The organism is Flavimobilis marinus, assembly GCF_900113055.1.
Lineage (GTDB): Bacteria > Actinomycetota > Actinomycetes > Actinomycetales > Cellulomonadaceae > Flavimobilis > Flavimobilis marinus.
The window spans coordinates 815,617-833,406 of sequence record NZ_FONZ01000001.1; the positions used below are offsets into that span (position 1 = coordinate 815,617).

Below are 17,790 nucleotides of genomic sequence, written 5' to 3' on the forward strand. Positions count from 1 at the left end.
GCACGGCCAGGCTCCAACAATCATCGCCATATGACGATGACAACCGAGAGTGCGATGGACGGCGACGCGCGAGACGCCGCGGGCCGCACCGCCGCGGCGTGCCTGTTCCACGGCTTCAGCGACCCGAACCGGATCGCGATCCTGCAGCACCTGGCGCTCGGTGAGCACCGCGTGGTCGACCTCACCGCGCACCTCGGGCTCGCGCAGTCGACCGTGTCCAAGCATCTCGTGTGCTTGCGCGACTGCGGACTCGTCACGGGCCGGGCCGAGGGCCGCGCGACGGTCTACTCGCTCAACCACGCCGACGCGCTGCACGAGCTGTGGGCAGCTGCCGAGCGGCTGCTCGCACGCACTGGCGAGCAGGTCACCCTGTGCGCCAACCACGGCCTCGCGGCGGTCGCCGCCGAGGACGCGCTGTGACCCACGAGCACGCAGTCCTCGCCCCCGCCGAGCGCCGAGCGCTGGGCCGCCGCGCGCAGCTGCTCGCTGGTGCCTCGGTTACCTACAACGTCGTCGAGGCGGTCATCGCCATCGCCGCAGGCCTTGTGGCGGGGTCGGTGGCGCTGGTCGGCTTCGGTCTCGACTCGGTGGTCGAGGTGTCCTCGGGCCTGATCATCCTGTGGCAGTTCCGCCACGCACTGCCGGAGTCCCGCGAGCGGCTCGCGCTGCGGGGCATGGCGGTGTCGTTCTTCGCCCTGGCTGCCTACGTCACGGTCGAGTCCGTCCGGGCGCTGTGGACCGGTGCCGAGCCCGAGACCTCGGCCGTCGGGATCGCGCTCGCTGCCGCGTCCCTCGTGATCATGCCCGTGCTGTCCTGGGCGCAACGGCGCACCGGTCGGGCGCTGGGGTCAAACGCGGTCGTCGCCGATGGCACCCAGACCTTGCTGTGCACCTACATGTCGGCAGCCGTGCTCGGCGGACTCGTGCTGAACGCGACCCTCGGCTGGTCCTGGGCCGATCCCGTCGCGGGTCTGGTGATCGCCGCGATCGCGGTGAAGGAGGGCCGGGAGGCGTGGCGCGGCGAGGGGTGCTGCGGCGGCCTGGGCGCGAGCTCGTGCGCGTCGACCGGCGCCGTCGAGCGGCGCTAGGGAGCGTCGCGCGGCGCGAGCGCGACGGACGTCTCGCTGACTCCCGCAGCGATCTTCCGCGCGGTGTTCGAGTCCGGGCCAGGCTGGGGCACGAACATCGCGGCGCGGTAGTAGCGCAGCTCGTCGATCGACTCCAGGATGTCCGCCAGCGCGCGGTGGCCGCCGTTCTTCTTGGGCGACTGGAAGTAGATGCGCGGGTACCAGCGGCGGGCCAGCTCCTTGACCGACGAGACGTCGATGACGCGGTAGTGCAGGTGATCGGCGAGGGTCGGCATGTCGCGCGCGAGGAACACCTTGTCGGTCCCGACCGAGTTGCCTGCCAGCGGGGCCTTGCCGGCGTCCGGCACCCACGTGCGGATGTAGTCGAGCACCCGCTCCTCGGCCTCGGCCATGGTCAGGCCCGCGTCGAGCTCGTCGATGAGCCCCGAAGACGTGTGCATGGCGCGCACGAAGTCGTTCATCTGCTCGACCGCCTCCGCAGGAGGACGGATGACGACGTCGACGCCTTCGCCCAGCACCGTCAGCTCGGAGTCGGTCACGACGACGGCGACCTCGACGAGTGCGTCGGCGACGGGGTCGAGTCCCGTCATCTCGCAGTCGATCCACACGATCCGGTCGTTGTTCAATGGCCTGCTCACCGGTCCAGGGTACGAGATCTGCGGAATATCGCCCCTGGTCATCCATCAGGACAGCCTCGCCGAGCCGTCGCCGGTACGTATCGCGGGCATGGAAGAGCCCCGCAGGCGTCGTGCGTGCCTGCGGGGCTCAGCCGCCGTTCACGAGGTGCGGCGGGGGAGGCGGGTCGTCCGACGAGGGACGGCCACACGGGTCGGGCGCGCGTTGCGGGCCTGCGCGAAGGTGTTCGCCCTCAGGTCCTCGCGTCGCGTGCGGACGGCTATCTCGTAACTGATCAACGGGTGGGTCATGGTGGTGCTCCGTGACGGTCGGTTCGGATGGGCTCCGGCGTCGACTCCGGTGGCCCGCGACGTCACCGCGGTGTGGTCACAGCCAACCAGGAGCGGGTGGACGCACGCACGCCTTTTTCCGGTACAGGGTGCCCGACGACGGCGCTCGCCGAGAAGGATCGGCGCTGTTGTCGTAGCGTCGGCGCATGCCTTCCGCGACCGTCCTCGACCGCTCCCTGGCCGTGCTGCGCGTCATCTGGCCCGGGCTGCTGCTCATCGGGATAGGCGGCGCCGCGTTCGCGAGCCTGCTCGACGCCCTCTGGGACCAGGAGGACCTGTGGGCCGCGGACACCCCCGTCCTCGAGTGGCTCGTCTCGCAGCGGTCGGAGACGCTCACCAGCGTCTTCACCGTGATCACGAACACCTTCGGGCCGGTGATCCTGCCGATACTCGTCGCGATCGGTGCGTTGATCTGGGCGCGCGTCGACCGCCGCTGGTGGGCGCCGAGCCTGCTCGTGGGCGCGATGCTCCTCGCCGTCGGGATCTCCTCCGCGGTCAAGGCGATCGTAGGACGCCCGCGCCCGCCCGCCGAGGCGATGTCGGTCCCCGGCGCGGAGACGACGTTCTCCTTCCCGTCGGGCCACACGATCGGCGCCGCGACGCTCGTCCTCGTCGCCGGCTACCTGATCTGGACCATCGGCCACCGGCGCGCCGTCCTGGTGGTATGGGTCGTGTCGACCGTCGTCATCGTCGGTCTTGTCGCTGGCTCGCGCCTCTACCTGGGCTACCACTTCGTCACGGACGTGCTGGCCGGCGCGAGCCTTGCCGTGGCGGTGCTCGGCGTCGTCGTCTGCGTGAACCGCTGGTGGGGGCCGCGCTCGCGTGAGCTGCGCGGTGTCCCGGCGGTCGACCAGGCCGCGTAAGATCGTCCCGCCTCCGTAGCTCAATGGATAGAGCAACGGCCTTCTAATCCGTAGGTTGCAGGTTCGAGTCCTGTCGGGGGCGCTCAGCGACCCACGTAGGCCGCCAGGTGTTCTCCTGTCAGGGTCGACCTGCGGGCCACGAGGTCGGCGGGCGTGCCCTCGTAGACGACCTGGCCGCCGTCGTGCCCGGCGCCCGGACCCAGGTCGATGATCCAGTCCGCGTGCGCCATCACTGCCTGGTGGTGCTCGATCACGATGACCGAGCTTCCGCCGTCGACCAGGCGGTCGAGCAGCGCGAGCAACTGCGCGACGTCGGCCAGGTGCAGGCCCGTCGTCGGCTCGTCGAGGACGTAGACGCTCGTGCCCTTCTCGCCCATGTGCGAGGCGAGCTTGAGGCGCTGGCGCTCGCCGCCCGACAGCGTGGTGAGGGGTTGGCCGAGGCCGAGGTACCCGAGGCCGACGTCGGACAGTCGCTCGAGGACCGCGTGGGCGGCGGGCGTGCGCGCCTCGCCCTCGCCGAAGAAGTCGAGCGCCTCGGTGACGGGCATCGCGAGGACCTCGGCGATGTTCTTGCCGCCCAGGCGGTACTCAAGCACGGACGCCTGGAACCGGCGGCCCTCGCAGTCCTCACAGGTCGTGGCCACCCCGGCCATCATCGCGAGGTCCGTGTAGATGACGCCCGCGCCGTTGCACGTCGGGCACGCGCCCTCGGAGTTCGCGCTGAACAGCGCCGGCTTGACGCCGTTGGCCTTGGCGAAGGCCTTGCGGATCGGCTCGAGCAGGCCCGTGTACGTCGCGGGGTTGGAGCGCCGCGACCCTCGGATGGGCGTCTGGTCGACCGTGACCACGCCGTCGCGCCCCGCCACCGAGCCGTGGATCAGCGAGCTCTTGCCCGATCCGGCCACCCCGGTCACGGCGACCAGGACACCCAGGGGGATGTCGACGTCGACGTCGCGCAGGTTGTGCGTGGCGGCGCCTCGGACCTCGAGGGTGCCCGTCGCAGCGCGGACCGACTCCTTGAGCGACGCGCGGTCGTGCAGGTGCCGGCCCGTGATCGTGTCGCTCGCCGCGAGCTCGGCGACCGACCCGGTGAAGCACACCGTCCCGCCGGCGGACCCGGCGCCCGGGCCGAGGTCGACCACGTGGTCGGCGATCCGGATGGTCTCGGGCTTGTGCTCGACGACGAGGACGGTGTTGCCCTTGTCCCGCAGGCGCAGCAGCAGCTCGTTCATCCGCGCGATGTCGTGCGGGTGCAGGCCGATGCTCGGCTCGTCGAACACGTACGTGACGTCCGTCAGCGCGGAGCCCAGGTGCCGGATCAGCTTGGTGCGCTGGGACTCGCCGCCGGACAGCGTGCCCGACGGGCGGTCGAGCGAGAGGTAGCCCAGCCCGATCTCGACGAACGAGTCCAGGGTGTGGCGAAGCGTCCCGAGCAGGGGAGCGACCGACGGCTCGTCGAGGCCGCTGACCCACGCGGCGAGGTCGCTGATCTGCATCGCGCACGCGTCCGCGATGGACACCCCGCCGATCGTGGAGGTCCGGGCCGGCTCGGCCAGGCGCGTCCCCTCGCACTCGGGGCACGTGGTGAACGTGACGGCTCGGTCGACGAACGCCCGCACGTGCGGCTGCATCGCGTCGCGGTCCTTGGACAGGAACGACTTGCGGATCTTCGGGATCAGCCCCTCGTAGGTGAGGTTGATGCCGTCGACCTTGATCTTCGTCGGCTCCTGGTGGAGCAGCGCGTGCAGCTCCTTCTTGGTGAACTTCGCGATCGGCTTGTCCGGGTCGAAGAACCCGCTGCCCGCGAAGATCCGCCCGTACCAGCCGTCCGCGCTGTACCCCGGGATGGTGAACGGGCCCTCGTTGATCGACTTGGCGTCGTCGTACAGCGCCGTGACGTCGATGTCGGTGACCGAGCCCATGCCCTCGCAGCGCGGGCACATGCCGCCCAGGCGGTTGAACGTCGCCTTCTCCGCGCGCGTCTTGCCGCCCCGCTCCACGGTGATGGCACCGCTCGCGTGCACGGACGGAGTGTTGAACGAGTACGCGTTGGGTGGGCCGATGTGCGGCGTCGCCGCGCGGCTGAACAGGATCCGCAGGAGCGCGTTCGCGTCCGTGACGGTGCCGACCGTGGACCGCGGGTTCGCCCCGATCCGGTCCTGCCCGACGATGATCGCCGTGGTCAGGCCGTCGAGCAGGTCCACCTCAGGGCGCGCGAGCGTCGGCATGAACCCCTGCACGAACGCGCTGTAGGTCTCGTTGATCATCCGCTGCGACTCCGCGGCGATCGTCGCGAACACCAGCGAGCTCTTGCCCGAGCCGGAGACTCCGGTGAAGACCGTCAGGCGGCGCTTGGGCAGCTCGACGCTCACGTCCTTGAGGTTGTTCTCTCGCGCCCCGTGCACGCGGATCGTGTCGTGCGAGTCGGCGGGGTGGGCAGCACGCGGGGTGGTCGTCATGGTTCTCCCTCGGTGGGCCGGGTGCCCCGGGCGCGGCGGGCGTCGTCGGCGTGGGCAGCGGTCTTCTCGATTGTTGCGCGCAGGCACCCCCGGTGGCGAGCACTCGTGGCCTCGGCGACGGCGCGCGCGTTTGGCTCCGGTCGCAGCGACGGGCGAGGATGGTCGGGTGAGCACCCACGGGCTGAGCGAGACGGACGGCACCGAGCCGCACCCCAGCCCGACGCTGCTCGACGTGGTGACTGACCTGCGCCGAGACCTCGCTGCGCTGCGGCTGGGCGCGGACGACGGCGCCGACGCGGGCCCCGACCGCGCCGACGCGCGTGCGCTGCGCGACCGGCTCGCCCGCCAGCTCGACGAGCGGGTGCTGCCGCGCCTGCGGGCCCTCGCGCTGCCCGCCGTCGTCGTGGTCGCCGGATCCACCGGGGCTGGGAAGTCGACCCTGGTGAACTCGCTCGTCGGGGCCGACGTCAGCCCCGCCTCGGTGCTGCGCCCCACCACGCGCGAGCCCGTCGTCGTGCACCATCCCGAGGACGGGCCCCTGCTCGCCGCGCACCCGGTCCTGGCGCTCGCGCGTGCTCACGAGCACGACGCCGTCCCGCGGGGCGTCGCGCTGCTCGACGCGCCCGACCTCGACTCGTTCGAGGAAGCCAACCGCACCCTCGCCGGCCGGCTCATGGACGCCGCCGACCTCTGGCTCTTCGTCACCACCCCCGCCCGCTACGGCGACGCCCTGCCGTGGGCGGCCCTGGCCCGCGCCCAGGAGCGCGGCACCGCCGTCGCCGTCGTCCTCAACCGGGTCCGGGACGCCGACGCGCCCACGCTGCGCCGCGCGCTCCTCGAGCGCCTCCGCGACCAGGAGCTCGTCGACGCCCCGATGTTCGTCGTGCCCGACGCCGGTCCGACCACCGCGCTGCTCGCGCCCGACGCCGTCGCGGACCTGCGCGCGTGGCTCACGACGCTCGCCGGACGCGACCAGGGCCGCACCGCCGTCCTGCGCTCCCTGCGCGGCTCGCTCGCGTCACTCGAGGCCGACGTCCGCGCACTCATCGCAGCCGCCGAGGAGCAGGACACGGGCGCGCACGACCTCGCCGGACGCCTGCGCGAGGTCGCCGATGCCCACGCGGCGACCGCCATCGACGCGCTCGAGACCGGTGTGCTCGCCGCGGGACGCCTCGGCGCCGCGTGGCATGCCGTGCTGGACGCCGACCCCGGCATGCTGCGCCTGACCCAGCCCCGGCTCGTGCTCCCACGCCGCGCCGCCCGCGCGCGGACCGTCGCGCTCGCGGGCGTCCGGACCCGCGTGCGCGACGTGGTCGCCGAGCTCGTCGACCTGCACCGCGCCGCCGCCGCGTCCGACGCCGCGGGGGAGCCGGTCGTCGCGGCCGACGCCGGGCTGCGCCTCGCCGAGTCCTGGCTCGACGCGACCACCGTGCGCGTCGCCCCGGTCGAGTCCCGCGGTGCGCGGGCCGCCCGGGCCGCCGTCGGCGACGCCGGTCTCGGCACGCTGCTGGCCGGTGCCGCCGTGGGCGTGACCGGGATGGAGCGTCTCCTCGCCTCTGCTGCCGGGGCCCACGAGGGCGCCCAGATGGTCCGTGGGGTGCGGGCCGACCTGGCCGAGCGCGTCCGGCGCGCGATCGACGACGCCGTCGTGCCCTACGTCGACGCCGCAGGTGCGTCCGCGCCCGGCGACGAGGTCGCCGCGCTCCACCTGCGCGCCGGGGAGCTCCGCCGGCTCGTCTGAGCTCGTCGGCCGCATGACATCGAGTCACACGGACCGGTGACGCCAGGGCACTGACGCTCGCCGGCGTCCGCGCGCCAACCTTGAAGGGCCCGACCGAGACCCTCAAGGAGCCCCCATGGCACTCGACAAGGACCTCTTCCTCTTCGACGGCGACTGCCGGTTCTGCGCCCGCTCCGTGGCCTGGCTGTCGGCACGCACCGACGGGTCCGTCACGTTCCGGGCCTGGCAGCACGTCGACACCGACGCGCTCGGCGTGAGCGCCGCAGCGTTGGAGCAGAAGGCGGTGCTCGTGGCCACGGACGGGCGTCGCTTCGACGGCCACCTCGCCTACGGCGAGTGCCTGCGCCGATCCCCGCGGCGCGACGTCAACCTGCTGGGGCGGCTCATCCTCGAGGAGCCCACGCGCGAGGTGTCCCGCTGGGTCTACGGGTGGGCCTCGAAGAACCGGCATCGGCTCGGCGGCCAGGCGGCCCGCTCTGCGGCCGGGTAGCAGGAGCGCTCGCCCGCACCGCGCTCGGTCGCCCGCCTCAGATCCAGCCCTCGGTCCAGGCGCGGTCCGCCGCCTCGCGGCCCGTCGTGACCCCGAGGCGTGCGATCGCGCCCGACACGTAGTTGCGGACGGTGCCCTGCGCGAGCGAGAGGTCGCGGGCGATCTCCTTGGTCGTGCGACCCCCGCGGACCAGCTCGAGGATCTGCAGCTCACGGTCGTTGAGCGGGCTGGTGCGCGCCGTCAGCGCGAGCGCCGCGATCTCGGGGTCGATGTAGCGATGCCCGGCACGGACGTCCAGCAGGATCCGGGCGAGGCGGTCGGCGGGCGTCGTCTTCAGCACGAAGCCCTTGGCGCCCGCCTCGAGCGCGCGGCGCAGCAGCGTCGGGCGGGCGTGCCGCGTCATCACCACCACGTCGACCCCGAGGGGGCGCAGCGCCGCCGCAGCCTCGAGCCCACCGAGGACAGGCATCTCCAGGTCGAGCAGCGCGACGTGCGGCCGGAGCGTGCGCGCGAGGTCGACCGCCTCCTGCCCGTCGCGCGCCTGCCCGACGACGCGGATCCCGTCCTGGAGGTCCAGCACCTGCGCCAGCGCTGAGCGCAGCAACGACTCGTCGTCGGCTACGAGGACGGCGAGCTCCCCAGGGCTCGAGGCGTCAGGGGGCGCCTCGGGCCCGGCGGGGAGCGAAGGATCGACGGCGGGCACGGACCCGGTCCCGTCCTGGTGGCCGGCGGTCATGGGTTCTCCTCGGTCGAGCAGGTGAGCGTGAGCTGCCAGCCGGAGCCGTCCGGTCCGTGGTCGAGCCGCAGGCCGGCGCTCGCGGCGCGCTCGGTGAGGCTCTCGAGCCCGGACCCGTGGTCGAGGCCGAGGTGGCCCTCGGGGCGCGGCGGTCCCGGGTCACGCACCACCACGCGCACCTCGTCGCCCGCGCGGGTCACCGCGAGGTCGGCGGTCGTCGCGGCGGAGTGCCGCAGCAGGTTGGTGGCGGCCTCGCGCACGAGCAGGCCGGCCAGGTGGCGGGCGTCCGGCGGCACCGCGGCGAGGCGGCCCGACACCGTCAGCGCGACGCCCGCGGCTCTGAGCACCTCGACCGCGCCCGCGACCTCCTGCTCGAAGTCCACGGCGCGGTACCCGTGGGCGATGGCGCGCGTCTGGCGCAGCGTGCCGGCTGCGGTCTCGTGGATCGCGTCGAGGATCTCGGCGACCTGGGTGGCGTCTCCCGGCTCGTCCCGGCGCAGGAGGGTGCGCGCGAGGTCCGCCTGCATCACGATGTTCTGCAGCTCGTGGCCCTGGAGGTCGTGCAGCTCGCCGGCGAAGCGCAGCCGTTCTTCGGTGCGGGCGAGCGCGACCGAGGTGCCACGGGATGCCTCGAGCGCCGCGACGACGTCGAGCCACCAGACCTGCCCCACCTGCACGACGAGCGCGCCAGCGACGACGGCTGCCACGGACAGGCCGGACCAGTCTGGGGTCATGACGAGCGCGACGACCACGGGCGCGAGTACCGCGAGCGCGAGCGCAGCGGCGTCGCCCCGCGGGAGGCGAGGGAGCAGTCCGTCGTCGCTGCGCACCGTGCGGGCGAGCGTCGCGTCCGCGAGCGTGACGGCGTACGGGAGCGCCCACAGCCAGGCAGGGCGCCCCTCGCGCAGCCCGTAGGCGAGCAGACCGAGCCCGGCGAGCAGCACGACGACGACGGCCACGCGGCTGGTCGCCCAGGCGCCGATCCCCGCGCCGGACCACCAGCGCGACGGGAGCAGACCGGCACGGACGACCAGCGCGAGCTGTTGGACCCAGACGGCCGCGACCGTCGCCCAGACCGCGAACGTCGCGAGGGTCGGCACCGGGTGGTCGAACGCCACAAGCAGGCCGGCGATCAGCGTGGGCGCGAGCAGCGAGACCTGGGTGTAGAGCTCGAAGGCGTGCGGGACATGGGCCGACTCGTCGCTGCCGGCCGCGTCGCCCCCTGCCACGTCGGTCACCTCGCGCATGCTGTCACCTCCGTCCCATCGCGGCAAGCATCCGCGCGTCGCGTTGGCGCCGCGGGTGTCGGCACGGCACGCTGGGCCCAGAGCCGAACAAGAGGGGACCTCATGACCACGGACGGTGACACGCTCCGCGGGCGGGCGGGCGACCTGCTGCGCGCACTCGAGACGGCGGGCACCCGGCTCGATCGGGAGGTCGCCACGGCGGCACGCAGTGCCGTCGGCCTCGCCCAGGAGCGCCTCGACCTGGGTGTGGACCTCACGGTCGTCGCCCTCGTCGGGGGTACCGGCTCGGGCAAGTCCTCGCTGTTCAACCGGGTCTCCGGCCTGCCCCTGGCCGAGGTCGGGCCCGAGCGCCCGACGACGTCGCAGGTGTCGGCCTGCGTGTGGGGCGAGGGGGCGGCGGCGCTCCTGGACTGGTTGGACGTGCCGCGCGAGCGCCGCACCGACCGGGTGAGCGCGCTCGACGCGGACGACGAGGAGGACCTGCGCGGGCTGGTGCTCCTCGACCTGCCCGACTACGACTCGATCGCGCGCGAGCACAAGGACGTGGTCGACCGCGTGCTGCCGCACGCCGACCTGGTCGTCTGGGTCGTCGACCCGCAGAAGTACGCCGACCACGCCCTGCACGCCGGCTACCTCGACGCCGGTGGGAGCCGCGCGACGGTGGTCCTGAACCAGATCGACACCGTCGCGCCGGAGGCTGCCGAGCGGCTGGTCGAGGACGTGCGCCGGCTCGTGGCCCCGCACGGGCTCACCGACGTGCTCGCGGTCTCGGCCGTGACGGGGCAGGGCATGGAAGAGCTTCGCACGGCGCTGGGGACTGCGGTCCGGACCCGGTCCGTCGCGGCGCGTGCGGTCGCGGAGACCCTGCACGGCGCAGCCCGGCTGCTCGGCGAGGCGCTTCCCGCCGACGCCATGTGGAGCCTGGACGCTGCTGCCGAGGATTTCCTGGACCAGGCGGCCGACCTCGTCGGGCTCGACGAGCGCGCGGCGAGCGCCGGCACGGGCGCCGACGACGGAGCCCGGGCGAGCGGGGACGCTGACCTGCCCGCGGCCGCGGTGGAGCCGCTGCGCGACCGGTGGCTGGCGCGCGTGGCCGCACCGCTCGCACCGCGCTGGCGCGGAGCGGTGGAGGAGGCCGTCGCCTCACCCGGCGACCTCGCCCGGCGGCTGTCGTCCGCGGTGAGCGGGACCAGGATCGCGGACGGACGGGGCGGCGCAGCCCGGGCGCGCGTGGTGGCGCTGACCCTCGGTGTGCTGGCGCTCCTGGCCGTGGTGGCGTTCGTCGTGCTCGCCGTCGTCGACCAACCGCTGGGTATCCCGGTGGGGGTCGGTGCCGTCGTGCTCGTCGCCGTCGCGCTCGTGGCCGCCTGGTGGTGGCGTCGCTGCGAGAAGCACGCGACGCTCGCGCGGGCGGACGAGTTCCGGTCCCGCGCGCGTGAGCGCCTGCGGACCGCGCTCGACGAGACCCTGGTGAGTCCGGCGCGGGAGCAGCTCGACGAGCACCACACGACCCGCGAGCTTGCGTTGGCGGGCCTCGACGCGGAGCTGGTGCGCGCGACCCCGGACGCTACCCCCACCCCGACCGCAGCTTCCTCCACAGCCGCGGTCTGAGCCCGGGCTCCTCCACAGCCCGCGGCGCCAGCCACCGCGGCGGCCCCCGGACGGGAACTCTGGCTCGTGGCAGCACACGGCTGCCGCCACGACCAGGAGGTAGACCGATGACCGCGACCGTGACGATCAAGGGGTGGGCGGGCGCGTCGCCCGTGCTCACCGCCACCAAGAACGGCAAGCCCTTCGCCCGCCTGCGCGTGGGCTCGACCGACCGGTACCGCAACGACAAGGACGAGTGGGTCGACGCGGAGACCGACTGGTACACCGTCCGCGTCTGGGGCGAGCGCGCGGAGAACCTTGCGGCGTCCGTGCGCAAGGGCGACCCGCTCGTCGTCACGGGCAGGCTCGAGCTGGAGAAGTGGACGACGAGCGAGGGCGAGCAGCGGGCGGACCTCGTCCTGCGGGCGACGGCGCTGGGGCACGACCTCTCGAACGGACAGACGGTCTTCCGGCGCACCGCCAAGGGCGGGGCGCACGTCCCGGACGACCCGGCGGACGCCTTCCGCCGCGCGGGGAGTGCGGGGGCCGAGGAGCCGGACCCCTACGCGGCGGACGCTCTCGAGGATCTCGACGACGTCAGCGTCGACGAGCCCACCAGCGACGACGAGGTCGACGTTCGCGTGGCCTGAGGGAGTGACGCGAGCGAGCGGCCGGGCGTCGCGCTGCGTCGCGGAGCGACCCCCGGCCGCCGCGCGTCCCGAGTGCACCCCGGGGTCCGGCATTCACCGAGCGCGCGCGACGGCGTAGGCTGACCAGGTCCGGGTCGCGCGCTCGTCCGAGCGCGCTGTGCCCGCACGTCCCTGTTCATCCCCATGCGAGGCGGTCCAAGAGTCAGTGGCTGAATTCATCTACACCATGTACAAGGCGCGCAAGGCGCACGGTGACAAGGTCATCCTCGATGACGTCACCATGAGCTTCCTGCCGGGTGCGAAGATCGGCGTCGTCGGTCCTAACGGTGCTGGTAAGTCCACGATCCTCAAGATCATGGCTGGTCTCGACCAGCCCTCGAACGGCGAGGCGCGGCTCTCCGCCGGCTACTCGGTGGGCATCCTCCTGCAGGAGCCCCCGCTGAACGAGGAGAAGACGGTCCTCGGCAACGTCGAGGAGGGCGTCGCCGAGATCAAGGGCAAGCTCGACCGCTTCAACGAGATCGCCGAGCTCATGGCGACCGACTACTCGGACGAGCTCATGGAGGAGATGGGCAAGCTCCAGGAAGCCATCGACGCCGCCGACGCCTGGGACCTCGACACCCAGCTCGAGCAGGCGATGGACGCCCTGCGCTGCCCGCCGCCGGACGCCGACGTCTCGGTGCTGTCCGGAGGTGAGCGTCGCCGCGTCGCGCTGTGCAAGCTGCTGCTCGAGAAGCCCGACCTCCTGCTCCTCGACGAGCCCACCAACCACCTCGACGCCGAGTCCGTGCTCTGGCTCGAGCAGCACCTCAAGTCCTACCCCGGCGCTGTCCTCGCCGTGACCCACGACCGCTACTTCCTCGACCATGTCGCGGAGTGGATCGCCGAGGTCGACCGTGGACGCCTCTACCCGTACGAGGGCAACTACTCCACCTACCTGGAGAAGAAGGCCGAGCGCATGGCCGTCCAGGGCAAGAAGGACGCCAAGCAGGCCAAGCGTCTCAAGGAAGAGCTCGAGTGGGTCCGGATGAACGCCAAGGGGCGCCAGACCAAGTCGAAGGCGCGTCTGGCCCGCTACGAGGAGATGGCCGCCGAGGCGGACCGCACCCGCAAGCTCGACTTCGAGGAGATCCAGATCCCGCCGGGCCCGCGCCTGGGCAACGTGGTCATCGAGGCCGAGAACCTGCGCAAGGGCTTCGGCGAGCGCGTGCTCATCGACGGCCTGAGCTTCACGCTGCCGCGCAACGGCATCGTCGGCGTCATCGGCCCCAACGGTGTCGGCAAGACGACGCTGTTCAAGACGATCGTGGGCCTCGAGCCGCTCGACGCGGGCGACCTCAAGGTCGGCGAGACCGTCAAGATCTCCTACGTCGACCAGTCGCGCGGCGGCATCGACCCCAAGAAGACGCTGTTCGAGGTCGTCTCGGACGGTCTGGACTTCATCAAGGTCGGCAACGTCGAGATGCCCTCGCGCGCCTATGTCGCCGCATTCGGGTTCAAGGGCCCGGACCAGCAGAAGCCCGCCGGCGTGCTCTCCGGTGGTGAGCGCAACCGCCTCAATCTCGCGCTGACCCTCAAGCAGGGCGGCAACCTGCTCCTGCTCGACGAGCCCACCAACGACCTCGACGTCGAGACCCTCGGGTCGCTCGAGAACGCGCTGCTCGAGTTCCCCGGCTGCGCGGTCGTCGTCTCGCACGACCGCTGGTTCCTCGACCGGGTGGCGACGCACATCCTTGCCTACGAGGGCACGGAGGAGAACCCCTCGGCGTGGTACTGGTTCGAGGGCAACTTCGACTCCTACGAGGCGAACAAGATCGAGCGCCTCGGCGCCGACGCTGCGCGCCCCCACCGGGTCACCTACCGCAAGCTCACCCGCGACTGACGCGCGCAGCTGAGTGCATGAAGATGGCGGTGTCTGAGACCTCGGACACCGCCATCTTCATGCACTCGACGGGTTGAGACCGGGCGTCGGACCTAGGGTGGGGCCATGGGTGGCACCGAGGACACGTCGCTGGTCGACGCGCTGGACGACGCCCGGCGGGTGCTGGACGGGCTGCGGCTACCCCTGGACGTGAGCGAGGCGGCAGGCGCCCGGCTCGAGCGCGCCGCGCTCGTCGCCGAGCTCGACGACTACGTCCTGCCGCGCGCCCGGACCATGGACGCGCCCCTGCTGGCCGTCGTCGGCGGGTCGACCGGCGCCGGGAAGTCGACCCTGGTCAACTCGCTCCTGCGGCAGGTCGTCACTCCCGCCGGCGTGCTGCGGCCCACCACCCTCGCGCCCGTCCTCGTGCACCACCCGGCCGACGCGTGGCGCTTCGTCTCCGACGCGATCCTCCCCGGCCTCGACCGGGTGCGCGCCGACGAGCCCGTCCCGGCCGCCCGCTCGCACACGAGCCTGCGGCTCGCGCCGTCGGAGGTGCTGCCCCAGGGGCTCGCGCTCCTGGACGCTCCGGATGTCGACTCGGTGGTCGACGAGAACCGACGCCTCGCAGGACAGCTGCTCGCGGCGGCCGACCTCTGGCTGTTCGTGACGACCGCGGCTCGCTACGCCGACGCCGTCCCGTGGGCGCTGCTGGCGGCCGCCGCACGCCGCCGGGCGCGCGTCGCGCTCGTGCTCAACCGGGTCGACCCCGGCACCGAGGAGACGATCAGCAGCCACCTGCGTCAGATGCTCGCCGAGCGCGGGCTGCCCGAGACGCCGGTGTTCACGGTCACCGAGGGCTCGACGACCCACGGGCTCCTCGACGTCGCCGCCGTCGCCGAGCTCTCCGCATGGCTCGCCGCCACCGGGGCCGACCCCTCCGCGCGGGCCCGGATCATCGCCGGCACCCTCGACGGGGCGGTCGACGACGTCGTGCAGCGCACCGCCGCGCTCGCGCACGCCGCGGAGGCGCAGGTGACGGCACGCGCACGGCTCGACGGCGCCGTCGACGCCGCTTACGGCGCTGCGGCCGCGGACATCGCGAGCGCCACCGCCGACGGCGTGCTCCTGCGCGGCGAGGTCCTGGCCCGGTGGCAGGACTTCGTCGGCACGGGCGAGCTGTTCCGCAAGATCGAGGCGGGCGTCGGTCGGTTCCGCGACCGCGTGTCCGGGTACTTCCGCGGGCAGGGCAGCACGACGGCGCCCGACGTCACCGAGGCGGTCGGCCACAGCCTCGAGGCGGTGATCCTCGACGCCGTGCACGGTGCCGCCGAGCGCACGTACGCGGCGTGGCGCGCCGACCCAGCCGGGACGTCGCTCGCGGACGGTCTGGGGCGGGGTGCGACCGGGCTGCGCGAGGAGGTCGGGGCCGAGATCCGCGCGTGGCAGGGCGACGTGCTCGCGCTCGTCGCGGAGGGCGGCGCGCACAAGCGCGGGCGTGCCCGGGCGCTCTCGTTCGGGGTGAACGGGCTCGGCGCGGCGCTGATGATCGTCGTGTTCGCCTCCACGGGCGGCCTGACCGGCGCGGAGATCGGGATAGCGGGCGGATCCGCCGTCCTCGCGCAGCGGCTGCTCGAGGCCGTGTTCGGCGACGAGGCGGTGCGCCAGCTCACCGCCGACGCGCGCACGCGGCTCGCCGTCCGCGTCCAGGGCGTCCTCGACGCCGATGCCCGCCGCTTCCGGGCACGGCTCGACGACGTCGCTCCGGACGCCGGTGCTCCCGCGGCCCTGCGCGCCACCGCCGCGGCCCTGCGCAGCGCGGCCCAGCGCTCCCGCGCGATGCGACCCGTCCCGCTGCCCGAGGCAGGACCAGCGACGTCCCTGGTCCCCTCGAGCGGCGACGAGGCGGCAGGGAACGGGCGCCCGGCTGCGGAGCGTCCCCGCTGGTGGCGACCCCGGGGCCGATCGTGAGAGCACGCCGAGGTCCCGGCGCCGACGTCGGTGCCCGGGTCGAGCTCCTCGACGCAGCGCGGGTCGCCGGGGGAGATGCGCTCGTGGACGTGGCCGCCCGCAGCGACCCCGAGCTCGTGGCCGAGGTCGAGGCCTTCGTCCGGCGCGCGCGCGAGCGGATCGCGCTGTCGCTCGACCGCACGGTCGTCGCCTTCGCGGGCTCGACCGGGTCGGGCAAGTCGTCGCTGGTCAACGCGGTCGCGGGCAGGCAGGTCGCGGTTCCGGGGGTGCGCCGCCCGACGACGGCCGAACCCGTCGCCGCCGTCTGGCCCGGACCGGAGCAGGGTCCCGAGACCGACGAGACCAGCCTCGCGCTGCTCCGGTGGCTCGACGTCAAGACCTGGCACGACGTGCCGCCAGCGCCGCCCGGAGCCGCGGCCGTCCCCGACGGGCTGCTCGTGCTCGACCTGCCCGACCACGACTCGGTGGTCGTCGAGCACCGCCTGCGCGCCGACCGGCTCCTCGCGCGCGCGGACGTCATGGTCTGGGTGACGGACCCGCAGAAGTACGCCGACGACGCGCTGCACGCGGGATACCTGCGCGAGCTCGCCGGCCACGAGGGCACGGTCGTCGTCGTGCTGAACCAGGCCGACCGCCTGCAGCCGGCCGAGCGCGATCGTTGCCTGGCGGACCTGCGCCGGCTCGTCGACGCCGACGGCCTGCGCGACGCCGTCGTGCTGGCGACTTCCGCCCAGGACGGCACGGGCGTCGCGGACCTGCGCGCCCTGCTCGCCCGCGCCGCCGCCCAGCGCACGGCCGCCAACGAGCGCCTCGCCCAGGACTGCCGCGGGCTCGCCCGGCGCGTCGTGGCGGTCTGCGGGGACGACGTCGTGGCCTCGGCCCCCGACGCACGGCTGCGGACGGCGCTCGCCAAGGCCGCGGGAGCCGACGTCGTCGTCGGGGCCGTGCGCTCCTCGACCCGACGGACCGTGCGCGCCCGCACGGGCTGGCCCGTCACGCGGTGGGTGGCGCAGCTGCGCCCGGACCCGCTCCGCCGGCTCGGGCTCGGGAACGAGAAGTCGCGGGCCGAGCGGCCCGATCTCGCGCGCACCTCCCTGCCGCAGCAGTCGCAGGCCTCGCGGGCGGCCGTCTCGCTGGCGGTGCGCGACTACGTCACCGACGCCTCGGCCGGGGCACCCGAGGGCTGGACGCGCCGCCCCGACGTCGACGCCCTGACCGACGCCCTCGACCAGGCCGTCGCGGGCGTGCGGTTCGGTGCCGAGCGGGTGCCATGGTGGGCCCGCGCGGTCTCCGTGGCGCAGTACGTGCTGCTGGGCGTCGCCGTCGTCGGGCTCGCGTGGCTCGCGCTGCTCGCCGGGCTCGACTACCTGCGTGTCCCGTTCGGGGACCCTCCCACCTGGGAGCAGGGTCGGCTGACCGTGCCGGTGCCGACCGCGATGCTCGTGCTCGGTGTCCTGGCGGGGCTCCTGCTCGCCGTCGTCGGGGGACTGGCCGCGCGGGTGACGGCGGCCCGCCGCGCCCGGCGCGCCCGGGCGCGGATCGAGGCGGCCGTCGCCGACGTCGTCGCCGGTCACGTGACCGCGCCCGTCGCACGCCGCCTAGCCGCCCTCGCCGAGTGCCGCGAGGCAGCCCGACGCGCCGCCCGCTAGGTTGGGCGCATGATTCTGGAGATCCCGGTCCACCTGCGCTGGTCCGACATGGACGCGTACGGCCACGTCAACAACGTCGAGTTTCTCCGCCTGCTCGAGCAGGCCCGGATCAGCGCTTTCTGGCACGTCGAGGGGCGCACGGACGCGCCCGGCACGGCGATCCTCGACGCCTCCGGCGCCGCGGGTCTCGTGACGCTGGTCGCCCGCCAGGAGATCGAGTACCTCGCACCGCTCGAGTACCACCCGGAGCCGATCATCGTGAAGCTGTGGCTCGCACACCTGGGGGGCGCGAGCATCGACGTCTGCTACGAGGTGTGCGACACCGCGCGCACCAAGACCTACGCGCGCGCCGTGACGACCCTGGTGCTCATCGACACGGCGACGTCGTCACCCCGGCGCATCGGGCCGCGGGAGCGCGAGGCATGGGAGCCGTACGTCGGGGAGCCGATCAAGTTCCGGCGCCGCGCCTGACGCCGGTCG

The 17,790-nt window shown here is 73.6% G+C and carries 15 protein-coding genes and 1 tRNA gene; 12 read left to right on the forward strand and 4 right to left on the reverse strand.

Going from position 1 to position 17,790, the window contains the following annotated elements:
- Window positions 1–30 precede the first annotated feature (30 nt).
- Window positions 31–420 (forward strand): ArsR/SmtB family transcription factor, encoded by a 390-nt coding sequence (locus tag BMZ30_RS03770; protein WP_093375161.1) that lies wholly within the window; start codon window positions 31–33, stop codon window positions 418–420.
- Window positions 417–1,088 carry a cation diffusion facilitator family transporter gene (locus BMZ30_RS03775; RefSeq protein WP_093375163.1) on the forward strand — a complete coding sequence of 224 codons (672 nt, stop codon included), beginning with the start codon at window positions 417–419 and terminating at the stop codon, window positions 1,086–1,088. The genes BMZ30_RS03770 and BMZ30_RS03775 overlap by 4 nt, the downstream gene beginning before the upstream one ends.
- Here BMZ30_RS03775 and orn read toward each other — a convergent pair.
- Complete coding sequence (orn, locus tag BMZ30_RS03780) at window positions 1,085–1,726, reverse strand: oligoribonuclease (RefSeq protein WP_268248132.1); 642 nt, start codon at window positions 1,724–1,726, stop codon at window positions 1,085–1,087. The genes BMZ30_RS03775 and orn overlap by 4 nt on opposite strands.
- Window positions 1,727–2,199: 473 nt before the next feature.
- Between orn and BMZ30_RS03785 the strand changes: the two genes are divergently transcribed.
- Together BMZ30_RS03785 and BMZ30_RS03790 are read left to right on the forward strand one after the other, a co-directional pair.
- Window positions 2,200–2,916 (forward strand): phosphatase PAP2 family protein, encoded by a 717-nt coding sequence (locus tag BMZ30_RS03785; protein WP_093375167.1) that lies wholly within the window; start codon window positions 2,200–2,202, stop codon window positions 2,914–2,916.
- Window positions 2,917–2,925: 9 nt separating this feature from the next.
- Window positions 2,926–2,998 (forward strand) — tRNA-Arg (locus BMZ30_RS03790).
- A 1-nt stretch (window position 2,999) separates the two neighbouring features.
- Here BMZ30_RS03790 and BMZ30_RS03795 read toward each other — a convergent pair.
- The gene (locus BMZ30_RS03795) at window positions 3,000–5,375 is read right to left on the reverse strand and encodes an ATP-binding cassette domain-containing protein (RefSeq protein WP_093375169.1); all 2,376 of its coding nucleotides are present in this window, start codon (window positions 5,373–5,375) and stop codon (window positions 3,000–3,002) included.
- A gap of 166 nt (window positions 5,376–5,541) precedes the next feature.
- Here BMZ30_RS03795 and BMZ30_RS03800 point away from each other — a divergent pair, with 166 nt between their 5' ends.
- A complete protein-coding gene (locus tag BMZ30_RS03800) occupies window positions 5,542–7,116 on the forward strand; it encodes a dynamin family protein (RefSeq protein ID WP_143073124.1) in 1,575 nt (524 codons plus the stop codon).
- 115 nt (window positions 7,117–7,231) lie between these two features.
- Entirely contained in the window at window positions 7,232–7,606 is a 375-nt protein-coding gene (locus BMZ30_RS03805) for a thiol-disulfide oxidoreductase DCC family protein (RefSeq protein WP_093375173.1), read from the forward strand.
- Between the two features lie 37 nt (window positions 7,607–7,643).
- Here BMZ30_RS03805 and BMZ30_RS03810 read toward each other — a convergent pair whose 3' ends face one another.
- Window positions 7,644–8,342, reverse strand: coding sequence for a response regulator transcription factor (locus BMZ30_RS03810; protein ID WP_093375175.1), 699 nt, complete (start codon window positions 8,340–8,342; stop codon window positions 7,644–7,646).
- On the reverse strand, window positions 8,339–9,589 hold the full coding sequence (locus BMZ30_RS03815; RefSeq protein WP_093375177.1) for a sensor histidine kinase: 1,251 nt from the start codon (window positions 9,587–9,589) through the stop codon (window positions 8,339–8,341). The genes BMZ30_RS03810 and BMZ30_RS03815 overlap by 4 nt, the downstream gene beginning before the upstream one ends.
- 102 nt (window positions 9,590–9,691) lie before the next feature.
- Here BMZ30_RS03815 and BMZ30_RS03820 point away from each other — a divergent pair, with 102 nt between their 5' ends.
- The 6 genes from BMZ30_RS03820 to BMZ30_RS03845 all read left to right on the forward strand — a co-directional run bounded on the left by BMZ30_RS03820 (window position 9,692) and on the right by BMZ30_RS03845 (window position 17,781).
- Entirely contained in the window at window positions 9,692–11,200 is a 1,509-nt protein-coding gene (locus BMZ30_RS03820) for a GTPase (protein WP_177191263.1), read from the forward strand.
- A 107-nt stretch (window positions 11,201–11,307) separates the two neighbouring features.
- The gene (locus tag BMZ30_RS03825; RefSeq protein ID WP_093375181.1) at window positions 11,308–11,829 is read left to right on the forward strand and encodes a single-stranded DNA-binding protein; all 522 of its coding nucleotides are present in this window, start codon (window positions 11,308–11,310) and stop codon (window positions 11,827–11,829) included.
- A gap of 205 nt (window positions 11,830–12,034) precedes the next feature.
- Window positions 12,035–13,711, forward strand: coding sequence for an energy-dependent translational throttle protein EttA (gene ettA, locus BMZ30_RS03830; protein WP_093375183.1), 1,677 nt, complete (start codon window positions 12,035–12,037; stop codon window positions 13,709–13,711).
- A 105-nt stretch (window positions 13,712–13,816) separates the two neighbouring features.
- Window positions 13,817–15,661 (forward strand): dynamin family protein, encoded by a 1,845-nt coding sequence (locus tag BMZ30_RS03835; protein WP_093375185.1) that lies wholly within the window; start codon window positions 13,817–13,819, stop codon window positions 15,659–15,661.
- The gene (locus BMZ30_RS03840; RefSeq protein ID WP_093375749.1) at window positions 15,658–17,310 is read left to right on the forward strand and encodes a GTPase family protein; all 1,653 of its coding nucleotides are present in this window, start codon (window positions 15,658–15,660) and stop codon (window positions 17,308–17,310) included. The genes BMZ30_RS03835 and BMZ30_RS03840 overlap by 4 nt, the downstream gene beginning before the upstream one ends.
- A 9-nt stretch (window positions 17,311–17,319) precedes the next feature.
- Window positions 17,320–17,781: an acyl-CoA thioesterase gene (locus BMZ30_RS03845; protein WP_093375187.1), complete on the forward strand. Its 462-nt coding sequence runs from the start codon at window positions 17,320–17,322 to the stop codon at window positions 17,779–17,781.
- The last annotated feature ends 9 nt before the right edge of the window (window positions 17,782–17,790 follow it).